Genomic DNA, 20,188 nt, shown 5'->3' on the forward strand with positions numbered 1-20,188 from the left:
CAGCCCGTCCCGGACGTGACATCGGGGCCCCTCGCTAGACCAGCTCGGGCTCGGTCTTCTCGCGGACCTCGGCCTCGGTGACATCGGGGGCGAGCTCGACGAGCGTGAGCCCGGCGGGGGTGATGTCGATGACGCAGAGGTCGGTGATGATGCGCTGGACGACGCCGCGACCGGTGTAGGGCAGCGAGCACTCCTCGACGATCTTGAAGGACCCGTCCCTGGCGACGTGCTCCATCAGCACGATCACCCGCTTGGCGCCGTGGACCAGGTCCATCGCGCCGCCCATGCCCTTGACCATCTTCCCGGGGATCATCCAGTTCGCGATGTCACCGCCCTTGGAGACCTGCATCGCGCCAAGGATCGCGGCGTCGATCTTGCCGCCCCGGATCATCCCGAACGACGTCGCGGAGTCGAAGAACGACGCCCCCCGACGCAGCGTGACGGTCTCCTTGCCGGCGTTGATCAGGTCCGGGTCCTCCTCGCCGTCCAGGGGGTAGGCACCCACACCGAGGATGCCGTTCTCCGACTGCAGCACCAGCTCGACGTCGTCGGCGACATAGTTGGGCACCAGCGTCGGCAGCCCGATCCCGAGGTTGACGTACGACCCGTCGACCAGCTCCGAGGCCGCCCGGGCAGCCATCTCCTCACGCGACCAGCTCACGGTGAGACCTCCTGGCGGCTCCGCACGGTGCGTTTCTCGATCCGCTTGTCCGCGGCCTGCTCAGCAGTCAGCGCCACGACGCGCTGCACGAACACCCCGGGGGTGTGCACGTGGTTGGGGTCGATCTCCCCGGGCTCGACCAGCTCCTCGACCTCCGCGATCGTGACCCGCCCACACATCGCAGCGAGCGGGTTGAAGTTCCTGGCAGAGTCGCGGTAGACGAGGTTGCCGTGCCGGTCGCCCTTCCAGGCCCGCACCAGCCCGAAGTCCGCGGTGATCGCGTGCTCCAGGACGAACTCAGCCGGACCGTGGTCGGTCTCGAACGTCTGGGTCTGCTTCGGCGGCGAGGCCACGATCACGGCGCCCTCGCTGTCGTACTTCCACGGCAGCCCACCATCGGCGACCTGGGTGCCCGCCCCCGTGATCGTGAAGAACGCCGGGATCCCGAACCCACCCGCCCGCATCCGCTCCGCCAGCGTGCCCTGCGGAGTCAGCTCCACCTCCAGCTCACCCGAGAGGTACTGCCTGGCGAACTCCTTGTTCTCCCCCACGTAGGAGGAGATCATCCGCCGGATCCGCTTCTGCGCCAGCAGCCGCCCCAGCCCCCAGTCGTCGACCCCGCAGTTGTTCGACACCGCCTCCAGGTCCGTCGTACCCACCTGCAGGAGCGCATCGATCAACACCGACGGGATCCCACACAACCCGAACCCACCCACCGACAACATCGCCCCGGACGGGATATCGGCCACAGCCTCGGCCGCGGAGGCCACCACTTTGTCCATGGCCCGATCCAAGCAGGTTGCCGCCGGGCGTCAACCACGACGGCCCTAGGCTTCACCCGTGAGTGAAGCCGCGAACGACTGGCCGAAGGTGCGACTCCATGTCGTCACCGGCAAGGGCGGCACCGGCAAGTCCACGGTGGCGGCGGCCCTGGCGCTGGCGCTCGCCGACCGCGGCAAGAACGTCCTGCTGTGCGAGGTCGAGGGCCGCCAGGGGATCGCGCGGATGTTCGACGTCGACCCGCTGCCCCCCGAGGAGCGACGCCTCACGACCGGCCTGCCCGGCGCCGACGGCCGCCCCGGCGTCGTCCACGCGCTCCACATCGAGGCCGAGGCCGCGCTGCTCGAGTACCTCTCCCTCTACTACAAGCTCGGCCGCGCCGGCCGCGCACTCGACCGCTTCGGCGTGATCGAGTTCGCCACGACCATCGCCCCCGGCGTCCGCGACGTGCTGCTCACCGGCAAGGTGTTCGAGGCGGTCCAGCGCAACACCCGCAACAAGGGCGCCATCCAGTACGACGCCGTGGTGCTCGACGCGCCCCCCACCGGGCGGATCACCCAGTTCCTCAACGTCAGCAACGAGCTGGCCGGGCTGGCCAAGGTCGGGCCGATCAAGTCGCAGTCGGACACGATGATGACGCTCTTCCGCTCGCCCCGGACCGCCGTGCACCTCGTCACCGTGCTCGAGGAGATGCCGGTACAGGAGACCGCCGACGGCATCGCCGAGCTGCGCTCCGCGGACCTCCCGGTCGGCGGCATCGTGGTCAACCTGGTCCGGCCGCAGGACCTCTCGGCCGACGACCTGGCCCGCTCCCACAGCGGCACCATCGACCGCTCCGAGGTGGAGGCCGACCTCGAGTACGCCGGCATCGCTCCGGGCCCGGCGCTGGTCGACGGGCTGCTCAGCGAGGCCCACGACCACGCCGAGCGGCGGGCGCTGGAGGACTCCCAGCGGGTGCTGGTCGGCGGCCTCGGCGGCCCGACGTACGAGCTGCCCCGGCTGCCCCTCGGCGTCGACCTCGGCGCGCTCTACGAGCTCGCCGCCAGCCTCCGAGACCAGGGGATGGCATGAACACCCCAACGAAATGCTCGCTTCGCTCCGCTTTCGCCGGGGACCCCGAGAGATGACGAAAGCCCGCACCCGGCAGGGACCGACCGGGACCCAGGCACACGCCCTCGACGTCGACGCCCTGATCGACGACCCCGCCACCGGCATCATCGTGTGCTGCGGCTCCGGCGGCGTCGGCAAGACCACCAGCGCGGCGGCGATCGCGCTGCGCGCGGCCGAGCGTGGCCGCAAGGTCGTCGTCCTCACGATCGACCCGGCTCGGCGGCTGGCCCAGTCGATGGGCATCGAGGAGCTCGACAACACGCCCCGCCCGGTGTCGCCGGTCGACACCTCCGGGGGTGGGTGGCTCGACGCGATGATGCTCGACATGAAGCGCACCTTCGACGAGGTGGTCGAGAGCCAGGCCAGTCCCGAGAAGGCGCAGCAGATCCTGGAGAACCCCTTCTACATCGCCCTGTCGAGCTCGTTCGCCGGCACGCAGGAGTACATGGCGATGGAGAAGCTCGGCCAGATCCACGCCCAGGCGGCCGTCGACGGCAGCTACGACCTGATCGTGGTCGACACCCCGCCGTCACGCTCGGCGCTGGATTTCCTCGACGCCCCCGAGCGGCTGTCGAGCTTCCTCGACGGCCGGTTCATCCGCCTGATGCTGGCCCCGGCCCGGGGTCCGGCCAAGCTGATGACGGCCGGCTTCGGCCTGATCACCAACGCCCTGACCAAGATCCTCGGCGGTCAGGTCCTCAAGGACCTACAGACGTTCGTCTCGGCGCTCGACACGGTATTCGGCGGGTTCCGCCAGCGGGCGCTGCGCACCTATGCGCTGCTCCAGGCCGACGGCACGGCGTTCCTCGTGGTGGCCGCGCCCGAGCCGGACGCGCTGCGCGAGGCGGCGTACTTCGTGGAGCGCCTCAGCGAGGACCGGATGCCACTGGCCGGGCTGATCGTCAACCGGGCGAGCCCGGCGCCCGCGGGCACGCTGTCGGCGGACGAGGCGATGGCGGCCGCCGAGCGGCTGCGCAAGCGCGACCCGGAGTCGCTCACCGCGGGGCTCCTGCGGCTGCACGCCGACCAGACCCGGATGGTCGAGCGGGAGGCGCGGCTGCGCGAGCGCTTCGCGACCGCCCACCCGCAGGTGGCGACGGCCGTGGTGCCCGCGCTCGCCGGGGATGTGCACGACCTCGAGGGCCTGCGCCGGATCGGCGACCTGCTCGCCGGGCAGTAGACAACGCCTGAACCCTCCCTCCCGGGGCGGCTCAGGCGTTGCGCTGGTGGCTCAGGCCAGGACGGCGACCTGGCTGCCCTCGCGAGCGGTCTCGAGGACCGTGCGCCAGGACGCGGCCGGGCGACGACGCAGCAGCGCACGGCGCTCCCGCTCGGTCATCCCGCCCCAGACCCCCCATTCGATCTGGTTGTCCAGAGCCTCGGCCAGGCACTCGGTGCGCACGGGACACCCGGCGCACAGCTGTTTGGCCTTGTTCTGCTCTGCGCCACGCACGAACAGCTGGTCCGGCTGCGTGGCCCTGCAAGCGGCGCGAGGCGCCCAGTCTTCAACCCACATAAGTGATGTCCCCACATCTTCCGAGAAGGAAGTGCGTCCCCACGACGCCCCCGGTTCCTATCCCAACAATGACAAAGTTAAGGATGTTTCAACCAAACCGTAAGGCCCGCACGACCCACACTCACTAGTCCGAAATGACTAGTCATTTGTGGTCATACCCGCACTCGGGCCTGGTATGACGGTCGCACCGCCGAAAGCCGCCCGCTCGGCCTCCTCACGTACGCTGGCGCCATGTCCCGGTCTGGATCTGAGCGTCTTTCCTTCGTCAAGGTGGTCTCCCACCTGGGCGTCATGGTGGCTGTCGCCGCCGTGCTCGGCGTGGTCGTGGCCGGCCTCGCCATCCCGTTCGCCGCGGTCGTGGGCGTGACGACCCGCAACGTCGCCGAGACCATGGACCAGCTGCCGACCGAGCTCGAGGCCGACGCGCTGCCCCAGAAGACCCGCATCGTCGACGGCAACGGCGAGACCATCGCGACGATCTTCGACCAGAACCGCGTCGAGGTCTCGCTCGGCCAGGTGTCGCGCCGGATGGTCAAGGCGATCGTCGCGATCGAGGACTACCGCTTCTACGAGCACGGTGCCCTCGACGTCAAGGGCACCATCCGCGCCCTGCTGACCAACTCCGCCTCCAGCGGCGTGGTCCAGGGTGGCTCCTCGATCACCCAGCAGATGGTCAAGCTCACGCTCCTCAACCAGGCCGACACCAAGCAGGAGCGGGAAGCGGCGGTCGACCAGACCTACGCCCGCAAGCTCCGGGAGCTGCGCTACGCCATCGCGGTCGAGAAGGCCTACAGCAAGGACTGGATCCTCGAGCGTTACCTCAACATCGCCTACTTCGGCGACGGCGCCTACGGCGTACAGGCGGCCGCCCGCCACTACTTCGACGTCAACGCCCGCAAGCTCAACCTCAACCAGTCGGCGATCCTCGCGGGCCTCGTGCAGAACCCCACGAAGTTCGACCCGACCAACTCCCCCGACCGCGCCCGCGAGCGCCGCGACATCGTGCTGGACCGGATGGCCGAGCTCAACGTCATCACCGAGCAGCAGGCCGACAGGACCAAGGCCAAGGGGCTCAAGCTCGACATCAACAAGACTCAGAACGGCTGCTTCTTCTCGCGGGCCCCGTTCTTCTGCGACTACGTCCTGCGCTACCTGATGCGCGACCGCTCGCTGGGCCGGACGGCCGAGGAGCGCTGGCGGCTGCTCAACTCCGGCGGCCTGACGATCCGCACCACCGTCGACCTGCGCTTCCAGGACGCGGCCGACGAGTCGGTGCGCTCCCACGTCTACAAGGAGAACGACGCCATCGGGGCGCTCGCGATGGTCGAGCCCCGCACCGGTGAGGTGAAGGCGATCGCGCAGTCCCGACCGATGGGTGCCCGCAAGAAGCAGGGCGAGACCTACCTCAACTACGTCGTGCCCTCCCAGTACGGCGACTCCAACGGCTTCCAGGCCGGCTCGACGTTCAAGGCGTTCGTGCTCGCCTCGGCGATCAAGCAGGAGATCCCGCTCTCCACCCAGATCCCCTCGCCCCCGCAGGTCTTCCTCGACCAGGGCGACTTCGAGGTCTGCGACGGCGAGTTCTACCAGAGCTCCGAGATCTGGGACCCCTCCAACTCCACCGACTCCGGCACCTTCGACCTCTACACCGGCACCCGGCTCTCGGTGAACACCTTCTTCGCACAGCTCGAGCTGGAGACCGGTCTCTGCGAGCCCTACGAGCTCGCCAAGCAGATGGGCATCCAGCTCACCGACCGTGACACCGAGATGGTCCCGACGTTCACCCTCGGGGTCGCCGACGTGAGCCCGCTGGAGATGGCCGAGGCCTACGCGACCTTCGCCGGCCGCGGCCTCCACTGCGACGCGCGCCCGGTCACCGCGATCCTCGACGCGGCCGGCAACACGCTGAAGGACTACCCCGCGCGGTGCACCCAGGTGATGCCCAGCTCGGTCGCCGACGCCGTCAACGACATCCTGCGGGGGGTGCTCGAGCCGGGCGGATTCGGCTACAGCGCCAACATCCAGACCGCACAGCCCTCGGCCGGCAAGACCGGCACCATCCAGGAGAACCGCGCCGTGTGGTTCGTCGGCTACACGCCCAACCTCGCCACCGCCTCGATGATCGCCGGCGCCAACAAGGAGGGTCAGCCGATCACGCTCAACGGCCAGACCATCGGGCCTTCCTACGTCTCGGCGGCGTTCGGCTCCACCCTGGCCGGCCCGATGTGGGGCGACGCGATGAAGGTCATCGAGCAGTGGCTAGACGACGAGGACTTCACCCAGCCCAGCGGCACCGACGTGATGGGCCTGCTCATCGGCATCCACGACGTCGGCGGGATGAGCGTCGACGACGCCCGCCGCGAGCTCGAGGACCTCGGCTTCGAGGTCACCCTCGGCGGCTACCGGCCCTCCGGCTACCCGGCGGACACGGTCGCCTACACCGACCCCGGCATCGGCTCCGAGCTCGCCAGCGGCGACACCGTGGTCATCTACCAGTCCACCGGCCGCACCCGTCCGCCTCCGGGCAGCGGTGGCGGGGGCGGCGGCCAGGGCAACGGCAATGGCGGCGGCAACGGCAACGGCGGGGGCCGCTAGCCGAGCTGGCGGCGTACCTCCGCGGCGACGGCCGACCCGTCGGCGCGACCCTTGACCTGGGGCGTCACGACGCCCATGACCTTGCCCATGGCGCGCATGCCCTCACCGGCGGCACCGGTCTGCTCGATCGCGGCGGCGATCAGGGCGGCGACCTCGTCGTCGCTGAGCGCGGCGGGCAGGTAGTCGGCGATCACCGCCGCCTCGGCCTTCTCCTTGGCCGCCATCTCGGCCCGGCCACCGTCGGCGAACGCGGTGGCCGCCTCGCGGCGCTTCTTGGCCTCGCTCGACAGCACGCCGATCACGTCGTCGTCGGTGAGCTCGCGGGCCTCCTTGCCGGCGACCTCCGCGTTGGTGATCGCGGTGAGCACCATCCGCAGGGTCGAGGAGCGGACCTCGTCACGCGACTTGATGGAGGTGGTCAGGTCGGCGCGGAGACGGTCCTTCAGAGCACTCATAGGGCCATTGTGGCAGCCTGGGCGAATGCCCAGCCTCCGGATTCTCCCGCGCCTGCTCCCCCGCCTTCTGGGCGCCGGGGCGCTCGCCGGCGGCGGGCTGACGGCGTACGCCGCCTGGGAGGCGCGGGCCTACACGCTGCGGCGCGTCGAGGTGCCGGTACTGCCCCCGGGCCAGCGGCCACTCACGGTGCTGCACCTGAGCGACATCCACATGACCCCCGGCCAGACGCGCAAGCAGGAGTGGCTGCGCGGGCTGGCGGACCTGCGCCCCGACCTGGTCGTCGACACCGGCGACAACCTGGCGCACCGCGACGCCGTCCCGGTCGTGCGCGACGCCCTCGGGGCGCTCCTCGACGTCCCGGGAGTGTTCGTCCACGGGTCCAACGACTACTACGAGCCGACCCTGCGCAACCCGCTGCGCTACCTGCTGCCCGACGACGGCACCCGCCGGACCGACGTACCCCAGCTGCCGTGGCCCGAGCTCAGCCAGACCCTCACCGGTGCCGGCTGGCTCGACCTGACCAACCGCCGCGACACCCTGACCGTGGGTGAGACGACGCTCGCGTTCGCGGGGGTCGACGACCCGCACCTGCGCTACGACCGGCTCGACCTGGTCGCGGGCCCGGCCGACCCGACCGCCGACCTGCGGCTCGGGATCACCCACGCGCCGTACCTCCGGGTGCTCGACCAGTACGCCGCCGACGGTTACGACGCCGTCCTGGCCGGGCACACCCACGGAGGCCAGGTGTGCCTGCCGGGGGGCCGGGCGCTGACCACCAACTGCGACCTCGACACCGCGCGTGCCAAGGGCCTGCACCGCCACCCGGCCGACTCGAGGCCCGGCGACTCCGGCTCGGCGTGGCTGCACGTCTCCGCCGGCGTCGGCACCAGCCCGTGGACCCGGATCCGGGTCGCCTGCCGCCCCGAGGCGACCCTGCTGACCCTGGTGCCCCGAGGCTGAGGCCGATTGGGGGACGCGCTCCACGCTCGGGTATGCTCCCGTGCTTGTGGGCTCCTCCCTCCACCGGGGGGAGCCCATAAATCGGGCTGTGGCGCAGCTTGGTAGCGCGCCTCGTTCGGGACGAGGAGGCCGCAGGTTCAAATCCTGTCAGCCCGACCATGTGATGTCGCAGGACATCCGCCAGACCCGGACCCACGAAAATGGGTCCGGGTCTGTGCCATTTCCGGGGGTTGCCGCGTGACAGACTGCCCGCATGGCAGACGAGGACCAGCAGGACGCCCAGGCGCGGCTCGAGCCGCCCCGGCTGTTCGGCCGCAAGAGGGGCCGCAAGGCGTCCGCCCCCGAGGCCGAGACGGCCCCCGCCGACGTCGAGGACACCCAGGTCATCGAGCCGGAGCCGGCTCCTGAGGTCCACGACACCATGGTCGACGCGGCGCCCGTCGCGGCCTCCGTGCCTGCTGCTCCCCCGCAGGAGGAGCCGCCGCCCCCGCTCTTCGTCGACGAGGTCGAGCCGCCCGCCGTCACTCCCACCCCCGAGCCGAAGGCCAAGGAGCGCAAGCGCGCCAAGGAGCCGAAGGCACCCAAGCCGCCGAAGGAGCCTCGGCCGCCGCGGAAGCCGCTGCCCGGCCGGGTGGCCGCAGCCCTCACCGGCGTGGTCGTCGGGCTCGCGCTGGTCGGCGCCACGGCCGGAGCCCTACGCGGCTGCGAGGCCGTCCAGAACACGTCGACCTGCGGCAGCGCGGGCTTCCCGCTGCTGGTCGTCATCGTGGTGCTGATGATCGTGCTCGGCTCGGTGCTGCTGCGGATGTTCGAGGTGCCCGACCCCGGGAGCACCAGCTTCCTGGCCGTCGGCCTGGTCTCCGTCGTCGCGCTGCTGTTCTTCATCGAGGTCATCGACGCCTGGTGGATGATCATCGCCATCCCGGCCGTCTCCGTGCTCGCCTACCTGCTCTCCCACTGGGTCACGACGACCTTCATCGAACCCGTGGAGTGACTTCGTCCCTCCGCGGGGGAGTACTGACCCGCCCGAAACTCACCGACTTGCCCGTTGACCCGCCCGAAAGTTTCGGGCGGGTCAACGTCAGCGGTCGGCGAGGAGCTCGGCGATCTGGACGGTGTTGAGCGCGGCACCCTTGCGCAGGTTGTCGTTCGACACGAAGAGCGCGAGGCCACGGTGGTCGGGTACGCCGGGGTCGTGCCGCAGCCGACCGACGTACGACGAGTCCTTGCCGGCGGCCTGGAGGGGGTTGGGGATGTCGGAGAGCGCGACGCCCGGGGCCGACGACAGCAGCTCGCGGGCGTGCTCGACGGTCATCGACGACGCGAACTCGGCGTTGATCGCGAGGGAGTGCCCGGTGAAGACCGGGACCCGGACACAGATGCCGGAGACCGCCAGGTCGGGGATGCCGAGGATCTTGCGCGACTCGTTGCGGAGCTTGTGCTCCTCGTCGGTCTCGAACAGGCCGTCGTCGACGATCGAGCCGGCCATCGGCAGCACGTTGTAGGCGATGGTGCGGGCGTACTTGACCGGGTCGGGGAACGACACGGCCTCGCCGTCGTAGGCCAGCTCACGGGCCTTGTCGCCGGCCGCGGCGACCTGGGTGGCCAGCTCCTCGACGCCGGCGACGCCGGAGCCGGAGACGGCCTGGTAGGTCGAGGCGATCAGGCGCACCAGCCCGGCCGCGTCGTGCAGCGGCTTGAGCACCGGCATCGCGGCCATCGTGGTGCAGTTGGGGTTGGCGATGATGCGCCGGCCGGACAGCGCCAGCTCGATCGCCTCGGGGTTGACCTCGGAGACGACCAGCGGGACGTCGGGGTCCATCCGGAACGCCGAGGAGTTGTCGACCACGGTCACGCCGGCGGCGGCGAAGGCCGGGGCCAGGGCGCGCGAAGTGGTGGCGCCCGCGGAGAAGAGCGCGATGTCGAGGCCGCTCGGGTCGGCGGTCGCGGCGTCCTCGACGGTGATCTCGCGTCCGGCGTAGGGCAGCACCGAGCCGGCCGAGCGGGCCGACGCGAAGAAGCGGATCTCGTCGGCCGGGAAGTCCCGTTCCGCGAGGATCTGGCGCATGGCGACGCCGACCTGGCCGGTCGCGCCGACGATGCCGATACGGACACCCATGACTACCTCCCGGTCCCGCCGTAGACGACCGCCTCGACCTCGGCGGCGTCCAGCTCGAACGCGGTGTGCGTGGCGCGCACCGCCTCGTCGACCTGCACCTCGTTGACGATCACCGAGATCCGGATCTCGGAGGTGGAGATCATCTCGATGTTGACGCCGGCCGAGGCGAGCGCGGCGAAGAACTTGGCGGTGATGCCGGGGTGCGAGCGCATGCCGGCGCCGATCAGCGACACCTTGCCGATGCGGTCGTCGTAGAGCAGCTTGTCGTAGCCGACCTCGTCCTGGATCCGGGCCAGGGCGCTCATCGCGGTCTGGCCGTCGGCGCGCGGCAGCGTGAAGGAGATGTCGGTGAGGCCGGTGGCCGCGGCGGAGACGTTCTGCACGACCATGTCGATGTTGACCTCGGTCGCGGCCAGCGCCTCGAAGATCCGGGCGGCCTCGCCGACCTTGTCGGGTACGCCGACGACGGTGATCTTGGCCTCGCTGCGGTCGTGGGCAACGCCCGCGATGATCGCCTGCTCCATGGCTTCTTCTCCTGGTTGCTCGGGGGTGATCCAGGTCCCCTCCTTGTGCGAGAAGGAGGAACGGACGTGGACCGGCATGTCGTAACGGCGGGCGTACTCGACGCACCGCAGGTGGAGGATCTTGGCGCCCGAGGCGGCCATCTCGAGCATCTCCTCGTAGGAGACCCGCTCGAGGCGGCGCGCGGTCGGCACGATGCGCGGGTCGGCGGTGAAGACGCCGTCGACGTCGGTGAAGATCTCGCAGTAGTCGGCGCCGAGCGCGGCGGCCAGCGCCACCGCGGTGGTGTCGGTGCCCCCGCGGCCCAGCGTGGTGATCTCCTTGGTGTCCTGGCTGACGCCCTGGAAGCCGGCCACGATCACGATGTGGCCGTCGGCGATCGCCGCGGAGATCCGACCCGGGGTGACGTCGATGATCTTGGCCCGGCCGTGCGCGGAGTCGGTGATGACACCCGCCTGCGAGCCCGTGAATGAGCGGGCGGTGAAGCCCAGGTCGGAGATCGCCATCGCGACCAGCGCCATCGAGATCCGTTCGCCGGCGGTCAGGAGCATGTCCATCTCGCGCGCCGGCGGCAGCGGGCTGACACCCTTGGCCAGGTCGAGGAGGTCGTCGGTGGTGTCGCCCATCGCCGAGACGGCGACCACGACGTCGTAGCCCGCCTTCTTGGACTCGACGATCCGGCGCGCGACCTCCTTGATCCGGCCGGCGTCGCCCAGGGACGAGCCGCCGTACTTCTGCACGACAATGCCCAACGAGCTCACTCCTGCGATCGGGGAAGGACCCCCAGAGTCTACCGAGCGCGCGGGGTCAGGCCGGGTCGACGTCCAGGACCGCCTCGGCCGCCTCGATCTGCTCGATCTCCTCGTCGTTGTCGACGTCGAGCCGGTCGTGCGACACCACCGAGAGCAGCGCGTTGAGGGCGGCCCCGGCGAGGTTGCCCCACGAGGCGACGTAGGAGAACTGCCACCACCACAGCGCCTCGCTGATGTCACCGAGGCGGTAGTGGCGCAGGCCGTTCTCGAGGTCGGTCGCGATCGAGGTGAGGTCGTCGGAGAGCTGGCTCTCGACCACCTCGGGGACGTAGGGGTCGTGCACGAAGCTGTAGGTGTCGACGTTGCCGAGCAGCGTGGCCAGGCGCAGCCGCATCTCGTCGAGGTCGGCCTCGGGGCCGACGTCGGGCTGGTAGTCGGCGGTGGGCGTGAAGTCCTGTTGCGCGCCGAGGCGGGCCCCTGCGAGCAGCACCTGGCTGATCTCGAGCAGCAGCAACGAGATCGCCTGCCCGGACGTGGCCTCGCGACTGATCGCCCTCAGCGCGATCAGGAAGCTCGCGACGCTGTCGGCGATCTCCTGCGCGAAGTCCTGCGTCACGCCGTCGAGGTCGGTGTCCTGGATGTTGCCCTGCATATTGCTGGTCATTCGGCTGCCCGTCTTCCCACAAAAGCCCTGCCCAAGGTGACCTCGTCGGCGTACTCGAGGTCACCACCCACCGGCAGTCCACTCGCCAGGCGGGTCACTTGCAAGCCCATCGGCCCCAGAAGCCTCGTGAGATAGGTCGCCGTGGCCTCCCCCTCGAGGTTGGGGTCGGTCGCGAGGATCACCTCGGTGACCACCCCGTCGGCCAGCCGGGGCAACAGCTCCTTGATCCGCAGCTGATCGGGCCCGATGCCGTCGATCGGCGAGATCGCGCCGCCGAGCACGTGGTAGCGGCCGCGGAACTCGCGGGTCCGCTCGATCGCGACGACGTCCTTGTACTCCTCGACCACGCACAGCACCGTCGTCTCGCGGCGCGGGTCGCGGCAGATCCGGCACTGCTCGTCCTCGGAGACGTTGAAGCACACCGAGCAGAACCGCACCTTGGCCTTGACCTCCATCAGCACGTCGGCAAGACGGCGTACGTCGGTCGGCTCGGCCTGGAGCAGGTGGAAGGCGATCCGCTGGGCGCTCTTGGGTCCCACTCCCGGCAACCGGCCGAGCTCGTCGATGAGGTCCTGGACGACGCCTTCGTACAAGGCGGGCTCAGAACCCCAGCTGGCCGGACGGCGGCATGCCCGGGAGGCCGCCACCTCCGGCCAGTGGACCGAGGGCCTCGCCCGCGAGGGCGTCGGCCTGGCTCTTGGCGTCGCGGTAGGCGGCCACGATCATGTCGCCGAGGTCGCTCAGGTCGTCGGCGTCGCTGCCGTCGAACCCGCCGGCCTTGATCTCGACTGCCATCAGGTCACCCACGCCGTTGACCTTGACGGTCACGGCGCCACCGGCGACCGTGCCGTCGATGACCGTGTCGGTGAGCCGCTCCTGGGCGGCCTGGAGCTGCTCCTGCATCTGCTGGGCCTGCTGGAGCAGGGCGTTCATGTCGAAGCCACCGCCACCCAGGGCGTCGAAGGGGTTCTGCGTCATCGTGCGGTCACCTCGGGGTGGAGTGGGCGGGTGGTGGTCTGGGGGGAGCTCACTTGTTGGGGATCTCCTCGATGATCTTCGCCCCCAGCTCGCGGGCGAGCAGGTCGGCCCCCCCGAGCTCGTCGGAGTCGGCGTCGAGATCGTCGGGGTGGGCGTCGGCGTCGGCGGCGGCCAGGTCGGGGCCGCTGTCGGCACCGGCGCCCGCGGGACGGGTGCCCTTGATCGCCTCGCGAGCCGCCCCCACGGAGACGGGGTCCGGCTTGGCGGCGGCGGGCGGCTCGGGCTCGGCGGGCGCCGCGTCGTCACTCATCCAGGCCGGGGGCCCGTCGGGCTCGGCGCGCTGGGCGACCGGCTCGGACGACACGGGCCGCACGGGCTCCGGCGTCGCGGGTGGGGGCGGCGGGGGCACGTCGGCGGAGGCACCGGGGTCGACGATCGTCTCGACCTTCCAGTCGGTGCCGACCACGTCGATCGCGGCCTGGCGGACGATCTCGGGCGAGCCGCCGTTGTCGAAGGACTCGCGCGCCCCGGCGTTGGAGAAGCCGAGGGTCAGGGTGGCGGCGTCGACCGCGACCACCTGGGCGTGCTGGGTGAGGTGGATCCAGGTGACCCGGCGCCGCTGCTTGGTCGCCTCGACGATGTCGGGCCACAGTCGGCGTACGTCGACCAGGGACAGCACGCTCGTGCCCGCCGTCGCGGGCGCGGGCTCCGGCTCCGGAGCGCGCTGGGGCTCGGGCGTCTCGGGCACCACCTCGACCGGGCGGGCCGGGGGCACAGGAGCCGCCGGCGGGGGCTCGGGTGCCGCGACCGGTGCGGGCGCCTCCGGCTCGCGGGGGGCCGGTCGGGACTGGGCAGGCCGGTCCTGGGCAGGTGCGGGCGCGCTCGCGGGGGCCGGCGCGGCCACGGCGTCGGACGGGGAGCCGGTGATCGCGGCGCGGCGCTCGAGGCGGTCGAGGCGCGCGAGCACGCCGTCGGTGGAGTGGTCGGCGCCCGGCAGCAGCACCCGCGCGCAGATGAGCTCGAGCAGCAGCCGGGGCGCGGTGGCCCCGCGCATCTCGGTCAGGCCGGTCGCCACGATGTCGGCGGCGCGGCTGAGCTCGGCGGCGCCGAAGCGGGCGGCCTGGGCGATCAGCCGCTCCCCCTGGTCCTCGGAGACGTCGATCAGCCCGGTGGCCGGCGCGTCCGGCACCGCCGAGATGATCACCAGGTCGCGAAGGCGGCGCAGGAGGTCCTCGGTGAAGCGGCGCGGGTCCTGGCCGGTCTCGATCACCTTGTCGACCACCCCGAACACTGCGGAGCCGTCACCGGCCGCGAACGCGTCGACGACCTCGTCGAGCAGGGTGTCGGGGGTGTAGCCGAGCAGCCCGCTCGCGAGCGCGTAGGTGACGCCCTCGGGCCCGGCGCCGCCCAGCAGCTGGTCGAGCACGGACAGGGTGTCGCGGGCCGACCCGGCACCGGCGCGCACGAGGAGGGGCAGCGCCGCCTGCTCGATGGAGACGCCCTCCTGGATGCACAGCTCGGAGAGGTAGGACGACAGCAGGCGCGGCGGGATCAGCCGGAACGGGTAGTGGTGGGTGCGCGAGCGGATCGTGGCGATGACCTTGTCGGGCTCGGTCGTCGCGAAGATGAAGCGCAGGTGGGGCGGCGGCTCCTCGACCAGCTTGAGCAGGGCGTTGAAGCCCTGCGTGGTCACCATGTGGGCCTCGTCGATGATGTAGACCTTGTAGCGGCTGCGCACGGGCGCGAAGAACGCCTTCTCCCGCAGGTCGCGCGCGTCGTCGACACCGCCGTGGGAGGCCGCGTCGATCTCGATCACGTCGATCGAGCCGGGGCCACCGCGGGCCAGGTCGCGACAGCTGTCGCACTCACCGCACGGGTCGGCCACCGGAGCGAGCTCGCAGTTGAGGGCGCGCGCCAGGATGCGGGCCGACGTGGTCTTGCCGCACCCGCGCGGACCCGAGAAGAGGTAAGCGTGGTTGACCCGGTTGTTGGCCAGCGCCACCCGCAGCGGCTCCGTCACGTGCTCCTGCCCGATGACCTCCTGGAAGGTCTCGGGACGGTAGCGGCGGTACAACGCCAGGGGGGACTCCACGCCAGAACACTAACCACCGCTGCCGACAGCCGGTAGCGGGCGGTCGTCGGCCCGGTTCCAGAAAGAATGAGGCCCCCCGCGCACCCGACAGAGCTCGCCGACCCTTGCTGCCTTCCGGCCCTGGGGGAGTTGAGCAAGATGTCGCCACACGGGGGGTTGCCCCGGAGTCTAGGCGATTTCATCCGACCCCGAACCGCCGGGTAGGGTCTCCGGCGGAGGATTCGCCTAGTGGCCTATGGCGCTCGCTTGGAAAGCGGGTTGGGTGTGAAAGCCCTCAGGGGTTCGAATCCCCTATCCTCCGCCAACCGGACGGCGCCGCTCACCGCGGCGCCGTTCGTCGTCTCACGACGTGTGCCACCCTCGGAGCGATGACCAGGACGACGAGGCTCAGCACGGAGCAGCGCATGGCGTGGTTCGCCGGAGTGGCGACGGTGGTGTTCTTCTCGCTGTTGCTGCCGGCGACCACCGCGCTGGACCGCCGTACGGACCGGGCACGACCGCTGTACGACGACGTGCTCGCGGTCGCCCAGTACGAGTGGGAGCAGATCAAGGAGACCGGCCGGCCGGCCGCGTTGACGCTGGCAGGTGGCGACCGGACCGGCGGCGAGACCGGGCTCACCCTCGACTCCCATACCGAGACGGTGCGCGTCACGGTCGAGGGCGGCGGCTACTGCATCGAGGCGCGCAACACGTTCGGGGACGAGACCGGCGTTCTCTGCTTCGAGGGCCGCGAGCCGCCGACGACGCTGTTCGAGGATCGCAGCTGATGTCGTAGGCCGCGATCAACCCGGCGGCAGGAGTCAGTCGCGGCGGCGGGCCAGCACCGGCCGCAGGAGAACGGCGACCACGAGCCCACCGCCGGCGAGCAGCCCCCACCAGACCGCGTTGCGCTTGGTGCTGGCGAGCAGGTCGGGCTCAGGCTGCGGCCGTTCCGCCCGCTCGTCGGGGGGGTCGACGATGCGTGAGCCGGCGGCGTCGCCCTCAGCCGGGAGCGGACGCTGCAGGGCCTCCACCGGCTGCACGACGCCGTGGCCGGTGAGCGTGGTGCCGGCCCGGGGCGAGCCGGTGGCGGTGCGCTTGATGCGCTCCACGATCTGCTGGGCGCTCTCGTCGGGGTAGTAGGACCGCAGCAGCGCCACCACTCCGGACACCTCGGCCGTGGCCCATGCGGTGGAGACCTCGGGGAGCAGGCAGGTGCTCTCGCCGTCCATCGCGACCGAGACCGCGTCGGAGGTCGGCGCGGCGACGTCGGTCGCCGAGCTGCGCAGGACCGAGTCGAAGGCGTCGCCCGGCACCACCTCGTCGTCGACCAACACGGTGGCGCTCGCGTTGACGGCCAGCACGTGCGGGTCACTGGCCGGCCAGATCACCTTGCGGGCGTCCTCGCCGTGCGGCGGCTCCTCTCCGTCGTACCCGAAGTCGGCGTAGAGCGGGTCGGCCTCCTCGGGCCGGTCGCCGGTCGCGGCCACGACCACGATGTCCTTGTCCGCGAGGTCCTCCAGCACCTCGTCGAGCTCGGCGTCGAGCTCCTCGCTGTGGCGCAACGCCACCGAGATGTTGACGACGTCGACCGTCCCCTTCTCCAGGCCGGCGATGTAGCGCAGGGCTCCGAGCAGCGCTCCCACGTCGGGCTCCGACTCGGTGTCGGGGTCGTCGGTGGTGAACCGGTCGTAGATCTTGACGTCGAAGATCACGGCGCCGGGGGCGATGCCGATCGACTGGTCCTCGCCACCCTTCGCCGCGATCAGGCCGGCCACGGCCGTGCCCTGCATCTCCAGGGGCACGGCGTCCTTGGGGGTCTTGGAGAAGGAGTCACCTTGGCCCACGAACATGAAGTCGTTCTTGGCGACCCCGGAGTCCAGGACTGCGACGACCACGTCCTCGCCCGGCTCCTTGCCCGACTCGGCGACGATGCGCTGCGCCTCGTCGATCTGCAGGAGCTGCACGGGCGAGCCGACCCGTTCGGCGGTCGTCGGGTCGGTGTTGTCCGCGCGGATCGCGCTGCACTCCTGGTCGACGGCGTGCGCGGGTGCGCCGCCGACGACGAGGGTGCCGACCGCCAGCCCTCCGGCCAGGACCGAGCGCAGCGGCAGGGTCACTCGCATGACTCGGCCTGTCCGTCGGCCTCGTCCGACTCCTCGCCGCCCTCCTCCGCCCGGTCCTCGCGGCTCGGCCGGATCGGCGGGCAGAGAGCCGCGTCCACGGACAGCTCCTCGCCTTCCTCGAACAGCTGGAGCCAGCTGTCGGGGACCACGGGAGCGTCGTAGTCGCCGAAGCCGAGGTTGGCGACCGCATCGGTGCCGATCAGCGCATAGCTGAAGCCCTTGGCGTCCATCACGAAGGGCTCGCCGACCTCGGGGTCGTGCCAGCCGCCGGAGAGCACGAAGGCGCCGCGACCGGGGTCGACGGTGACCTCGCGGTCGCCGGCCTCGACGTCGGCGGCGCTGGCGAAGTCGCCGGGGTTGGCGACCAGGACGGCGCGCGGCAGCTCCCCCGGCTCGGTCAGCAGCTGGGCGCACTGCTCGCCCAGGAGCTGGCTCAGCACCTCCGAGGGCCAGTGGGCGTCCCGGTACGGCGGTTCCGCCTGCGACACGTCCGCGGGCTCGTCCAGACCGAGGTCCTTGGCCCGGTCGGGGCGGACCTGGAGGTAGAGCGCCCGGGCGAACTCGGTCATCACGGCCGGACCGTCGGGCGTCAGGACGGTCAGCTGGCCGTCGATCTCGTAGTAGTCACCGATCTTCGCCGTATCCGGCAGCCCGCCCTGTCCGGCCTGCGGGGACGCCTTGCCGTAGGTCTCGAAGCCGAAGCTCTCGAGCTTGAGGGGGCCCCCGGCGGGAAAGAGGTCGAGCCACTCGGAAGGCACCGTGGTGGCGTTGTCGTCGATCGGCATCCCGAGGGCCCCGAGCAGGTTGTCGAGGCCCGCCAGCTTGGGCAGCTCGTAGCGGTAGGCCCGCGACTGTCCTTCGTCGTCGAGCTGGGAGTGAGCCACGATGTAGAAGGCGCCGCCGTGCTTGACCAGCGCTCCGCTGTCGGGAGCGGCGTCGACGTCCGGGGCGGCGCTGACGGTGAAGCGGGTGCCACGGTCGTTGTCGGTGCAGGCGGTCCAGCCGCTCTCGATCAGGTCGTCGGTGGCGGGCACGGTCACCGGCGCCCCCAGGATGCCGATGTCGGGGCCGATCTTCTTCTCGTCGATCTCGGCCTGCGGGATGACGTCGGGGGTGGCGTCCTCCCCGAGGATCAGCTGGGCCGAGGTCACGTTGATGACCGGGCGGACCTGGTGCTCACCGTCCGCGTTGGGTTCGAGGATGACGTAGGCGGCGCCCTTCTCCTTCGAGAGGATCAGGCCCGGCTGCTCCCAGTCGACGTCGACGTCGGGCTTGAAGACGCCGGCGATCGCGGCACCGGCGCAGAGCAGCACCGCCAGCGCGAGGCCACCGACGATCGTGCGTCCGGGCCGTGACGGCTCGACCTCCCGGCCGCCCGGCGCCCCGGACACAAAGGCCGTGACGAGCCGTCGACGACTGAAGGAGTAGGCCTCGACGAGATCCTTCTTGGTGGCCATCCGGGAGCCCTCAGCGCCCGACCGACTGGAACACGTCGAACACACCGACGGCCAGGACCGCCAGGGGCAGCAGGGCGAGCAGCGCGATGCTCTCGACCACGTCGCCGAAGCGACCGCGTCGTACGGACGGGGTCGCGGGGAGCAGGGTCGCGGCCAGGAGCACGGCGCCGGACCCGGCCAGCACCACCGCCGCCACCGGCTGCCACTCGGGGAACATCACGAGCAGCGAGACCGCCACGGAGACCAGGCCGAGGATGCCCGAGACGAGACCCACCAGCACCTCGGAACCGGTGCGGTACTGACGGGTGCGGAGCATGACGACCAGGCTGCAGACCACCGCCAGCAGGGTGCCGAAGAGACCGAGCGACACCGCCAGCGGCGCGATCACGACGAGCAGCAGGCCCACCGTGCCGGAGATGGCGACCAGGATCTCGTGGGCGACCCGAGCGTCGGCCTCGACCCGGGCCGGGTCGATCTCGGCAGGGTCGGCAGTGATGTCGGCGGCGGAGAAGAGCTGGTCGACCTGGGTGCGAGTCGCGCCCAGTGCGAGCCACGGGAAGACACTGCCGATCATGACGACCACGGTGAGCACGACCGTGAGCACGACCGCAGGGTCGAAGTCGGTGGCACGCATCAGCATGCCGGTGGCGAGGAACAACGCGCCGACCACGACCGGCGGGATGACCAGGGTGCGCCCCTCGCCCAGACCGACCAGACAGACCAGCCCGGCGATCAGGGCACCCGCGCCGGCGTAGGCGACGGGGTAGTCGAAGAAGGGACCCTCGGGCGCGAGCATCAGGCCGGCGACGGCCGCGTAGCCGGCGCCCATCCAGGCGACCGCGACGGCGGCCTCGGCCTCGCGCTGTGCGCGCGACAGCACGATCGCGCCGGACACGAGGGCGAACGCGACGGTGACCGCCGCGACGGCCGCGAGCAGGGAGTCCTCCTGGATCAGCAGGGCCACCGCCCCCAGGCTCATCAACAGCGCGGCGGCACTCAGCGCCGTACGGCGTCCCGAGGCCGGCTCCCAGGGCTTCAGGTCGCGCTCGACGACGTCGGTCATCGCCTCGACGACGTCGTCGTAGACGCGCGGTGGATCGTCGTCGATCCCGGCGGTCACCGTCAGGGTCACGCCGTCCTCGACGCCCTGGAGCGTCAGGCCCGAGTCGGGTGCGAGGCGCCGCCCTTCGGCGGTCACCAGGCGGTAGCCGCCGTAGACCGTGCTGGCGTCGAGCAGCCCGACACTGCGGGCGAGCTCGGGCACCAGCTCAGCGACCGGTACGGCGCCCGGCAGCACGAGGTCGACTCGGCGGCTGCCGGACGTGACCGTCACACGCACGAGTCCCGACGCGCCAACGGGGACCTGGCTCATCGTCTCTCCCTCAGGGGTGTTCGCAACGGATCCGAGCGCCCGGCGCAAG

The 20,188-nt window shown here is 71.2% G+C and carries 19 protein-coding genes, 2 tRNA genes and 1 other RNA gene; 8 read left to right on the forward strand and 14 right to left on the reverse strand.

What is annotated here, in order from left to right; genetic code table 11:
* Positions 1-34 precede the first annotated feature (34 nt).
* Positions 35-661, reverse strand: a complete 627-nt coding sequence (locus BLR90_RS10075) for a CoA transferase subunit B (protein WP_091025054.1) — start codon at positions 659-661, stop codon at positions 35-37.
* Positions 658-1,443 (reverse strand): CoA transferase subunit A, encoded by a 786-nt coding sequence (locus tag BLR90_RS10080; protein WP_091025055.1) that lies wholly within the window; start codon positions 1,441-1,443, stop codon positions 658-660. The genes BLR90_RS10075 and BLR90_RS10080 overlap by 4 nt, the downstream gene beginning before the upstream one ends.
* A gap of 58 nt (positions 1,444-1,501) precedes the next feature.
* Here BLR90_RS10080 and bagA point away from each other — a divergent pair, with 58 nt between their 5' ends.
* Positions 1,502-2,512, forward strand: a complete 1,011-nt coding sequence (gene bagA / locus BLR90_RS10085) for an ATPase BagA (protein WP_174812358.1) — start codon at positions 1,502-1,504, stop codon at positions 2,510-2,512.
* A gap of 52 nt (positions 2,513-2,564) precedes the next feature.
* Positions 2,565-3,731: an ArsA family ATPase gene (gene bagB, locus BLR90_RS10090; protein ID WP_091025056.1), complete on the forward strand. Its 1,167-nt coding sequence runs from the start codon at positions 2,565-2,567 to the stop codon at positions 3,729-3,731.
* 51 nt (positions 3,732-3,782) lie between these two features.
* Here the strand turns inward: bagB and BLR90_RS10095 are convergent, their stop codons facing one another.
* Positions 3,783-4,067 (reverse strand): WhiB family transcriptional regulator, encoded by a 285-nt coding sequence (locus BLR90_RS10095; protein ID WP_091025057.1) that lies wholly within the window; start codon positions 4,065-4,067, stop codon positions 3,783-3,785.
* Positions 4,068-4,298: 231 nt separating this feature from the next.
* On the opposite strand from BLR90_RS10095, the gene BLR90_RS10100 reads away from it, so the two are divergent.
* Positions 4,299-6,662: a penicillin-binding protein gene (locus BLR90_RS10100; protein WP_091025058.1), complete on the forward strand. Its 2,364-nt coding sequence runs from the start codon at positions 4,299-4,301 to the stop codon at positions 6,660-6,662.
* On the opposite strand, the gene BLR90_RS10105 is transcribed toward BLR90_RS10100, so the two are convergent.
* Positions 6,659-7,117 (reverse strand): GatB/YqeY domain-containing protein, encoded by a 459-nt coding sequence (locus BLR90_RS10105; RefSeq protein ID WP_091025059.1) that lies wholly within the window; start codon positions 7,115-7,117, stop codon positions 6,659-6,661. The genes BLR90_RS10100 and BLR90_RS10105 overlap by 4 nt on opposite strands.
* 25 nt (positions 7,118-7,142) lie before the next feature.
* On the opposite strand from BLR90_RS10105, the gene BLR90_RS10110 reads away from it, so the two are divergent.
* The 3 genes from BLR90_RS10110 to BLR90_RS10120 all read left to right on the forward strand — a co-directional run bounded on the left by BLR90_RS10110 (position 7,143) and on the right by BLR90_RS10120 (position 9,072).
* Positions 7,143-8,078 carry a metallophosphoesterase gene (locus BLR90_RS10110; protein WP_091025060.1) on the forward strand — a complete coding sequence of 312 codons (936 nt, stop codon included), beginning with the start codon at positions 7,143-7,145 and terminating at the stop codon, positions 8,076-8,078.
* An 82-nt stretch (positions 8,079-8,160) separates the two neighbouring features.
* A tRNA-Pro gene (locus tag BLR90_RS10115) sits at positions 8,161-8,237 on the forward strand.
* Positions 8,238-8,331: 94 nt separating this feature from the next.
* Positions 8,332-9,072 carry a hypothetical protein gene (locus BLR90_RS10120; RefSeq protein ID WP_091025061.1) on the forward strand — a complete coding sequence of 247 codons (741 nt, stop codon included), beginning with the start codon at positions 8,332-8,334 and terminating at the stop codon, positions 9,070-9,072.
* 87 nt (positions 9,073-9,159) lie between these two features.
* Here the strand turns inward: BLR90_RS10120 and BLR90_RS10125 are convergent, their stop codons facing one another.
* From BLR90_RS10125 to ffs, 7 genes are all read right to left on the reverse strand, one after another.
* Positions 9,160-10,197 (reverse strand): aspartate-semialdehyde dehydrogenase, encoded by a 1,038-nt coding sequence (locus tag BLR90_RS10125; protein WP_091025062.1) that lies wholly within the window; start codon positions 10,195-10,197, stop codon positions 9,160-9,162.
* A gap of 2 nt (positions 10,198-10,199) precedes the next feature.
* Entirely contained in the window at positions 10,200-11,471 is a 1,272-nt protein-coding gene (locus BLR90_RS10130) for an aspartate kinase (RefSeq protein ID WP_091025063.1), read from the reverse strand.
* A 55-nt stretch (positions 11,472-11,526) separates the two neighbouring features.
* Positions 11,527-12,135 (reverse strand): DUF5063 domain-containing protein, encoded by a 609-nt coding sequence (locus tag BLR90_RS10135; RefSeq protein ID WP_218029339.1) that lies wholly within the window; start codon positions 12,133-12,135, stop codon positions 11,527-11,529.
* The gene (gene recR, locus BLR90_RS10140) at positions 12,132-12,728 is read right to left on the reverse strand and encodes a recombination mediator RecR (protein ID WP_091025064.1); all 597 of its coding nucleotides are present in this window, start codon (positions 12,726-12,728) and stop codon (positions 12,132-12,134) included. Before recR ends, BLR90_RS10135 begins: the two co-directional genes overlap by 4 nt.
* A 7-nt stretch (positions 12,729-12,735) precedes the next feature.
* On the reverse strand, positions 12,736-13,113 hold the full coding sequence (locus tag BLR90_RS10145) for a YbaB/EbfC family nucleoid-associated protein (protein ID WP_091025065.1): 378 nt from the start codon (positions 13,111-13,113) through the stop codon (positions 12,736-12,738).
* A 49-nt stretch (positions 13,114-13,162) separates the two neighbouring features.
* Positions 13,163-15,205 (reverse strand): DNA polymerase III subunit gamma and tau, encoded by a 2,043-nt coding sequence (locus tag BLR90_RS10150; RefSeq protein ID WP_091025066.1) that lies wholly within the window; start codon positions 15,203-15,205, stop codon positions 13,163-13,165.
* Between the two features lie 67 nt (positions 15,206-15,272).
* An RNA gene (ffs, locus tag BLR90_RS10155) (signal recognition particle sRNA small type) lies at positions 15,273-15,363 on the reverse strand.
* 56 nt (positions 15,364-15,419) lie between these two features.
* On the opposite strand from ffs, the gene BLR90_RS10160 reads away from it, so the two are divergent.
* A tRNA-Ser gene (locus BLR90_RS10160) sits at positions 15,420-15,509 on the forward strand.
* 64 nt (positions 15,510-15,573) lie between these two features.
* Positions 15,574-15,972: a hypothetical protein gene (locus BLR90_RS10165; protein ID WP_143016178.1), complete on the forward strand. Its 399-nt coding sequence runs from the start codon at positions 15,574-15,576 to the stop codon at positions 15,970-15,972.
* A gap of 33 nt (positions 15,973-16,005) precedes the next feature.
* Here the strand turns inward: BLR90_RS10165 and BLR90_RS10170 are convergent, their stop codons facing one another.
* Genes BLR90_RS10170 through eccD form a run of 3 tightly spaced genes read right to left on the reverse strand, consistent with a single transcriptional unit; the run spans position 16,006 to position 20,139 of the window.
* Positions 16,006-17,310 carry a S8 family peptidase gene (locus BLR90_RS10170; protein WP_091025068.1) on the reverse strand — a complete coding sequence of 435 codons (1,305 nt, stop codon included), beginning with the start codon at positions 17,308-17,310 and terminating at the stop codon, positions 16,006-16,008.
* A complete protein-coding gene (gene eccB, locus BLR90_RS10175; protein WP_091025069.1) occupies positions 17,301-18,767 on the reverse strand; it encodes a type VII secretion protein EccB in 1,467 nt (488 codons plus the stop codon). Before eccB ends, BLR90_RS10170 begins: the two co-directional genes overlap by 10 nt.
* Before the next feature lie 10 nt (positions 18,768-18,777).
* Positions 18,778-20,139, reverse strand: coding sequence for a type VII secretion integral membrane protein EccD (gene eccD / locus BLR90_RS10180; protein WP_091025070.1), 1,362 nt, complete (start codon positions 20,137-20,139; stop codon positions 18,778-18,780).
* Positions 20,140-20,188 lie beyond the last annotated feature (49 nt).

This window comes from Nocardioides szechwanensis (genome assembly GCF_900103935.1).
GTDB classification, from domain to species: domain Bacteria; phylum Actinomycetota; class Actinomycetes; order Propionibacteriales; family Nocardioidaceae; genus Nocardioides; species Nocardioides szechwanensis.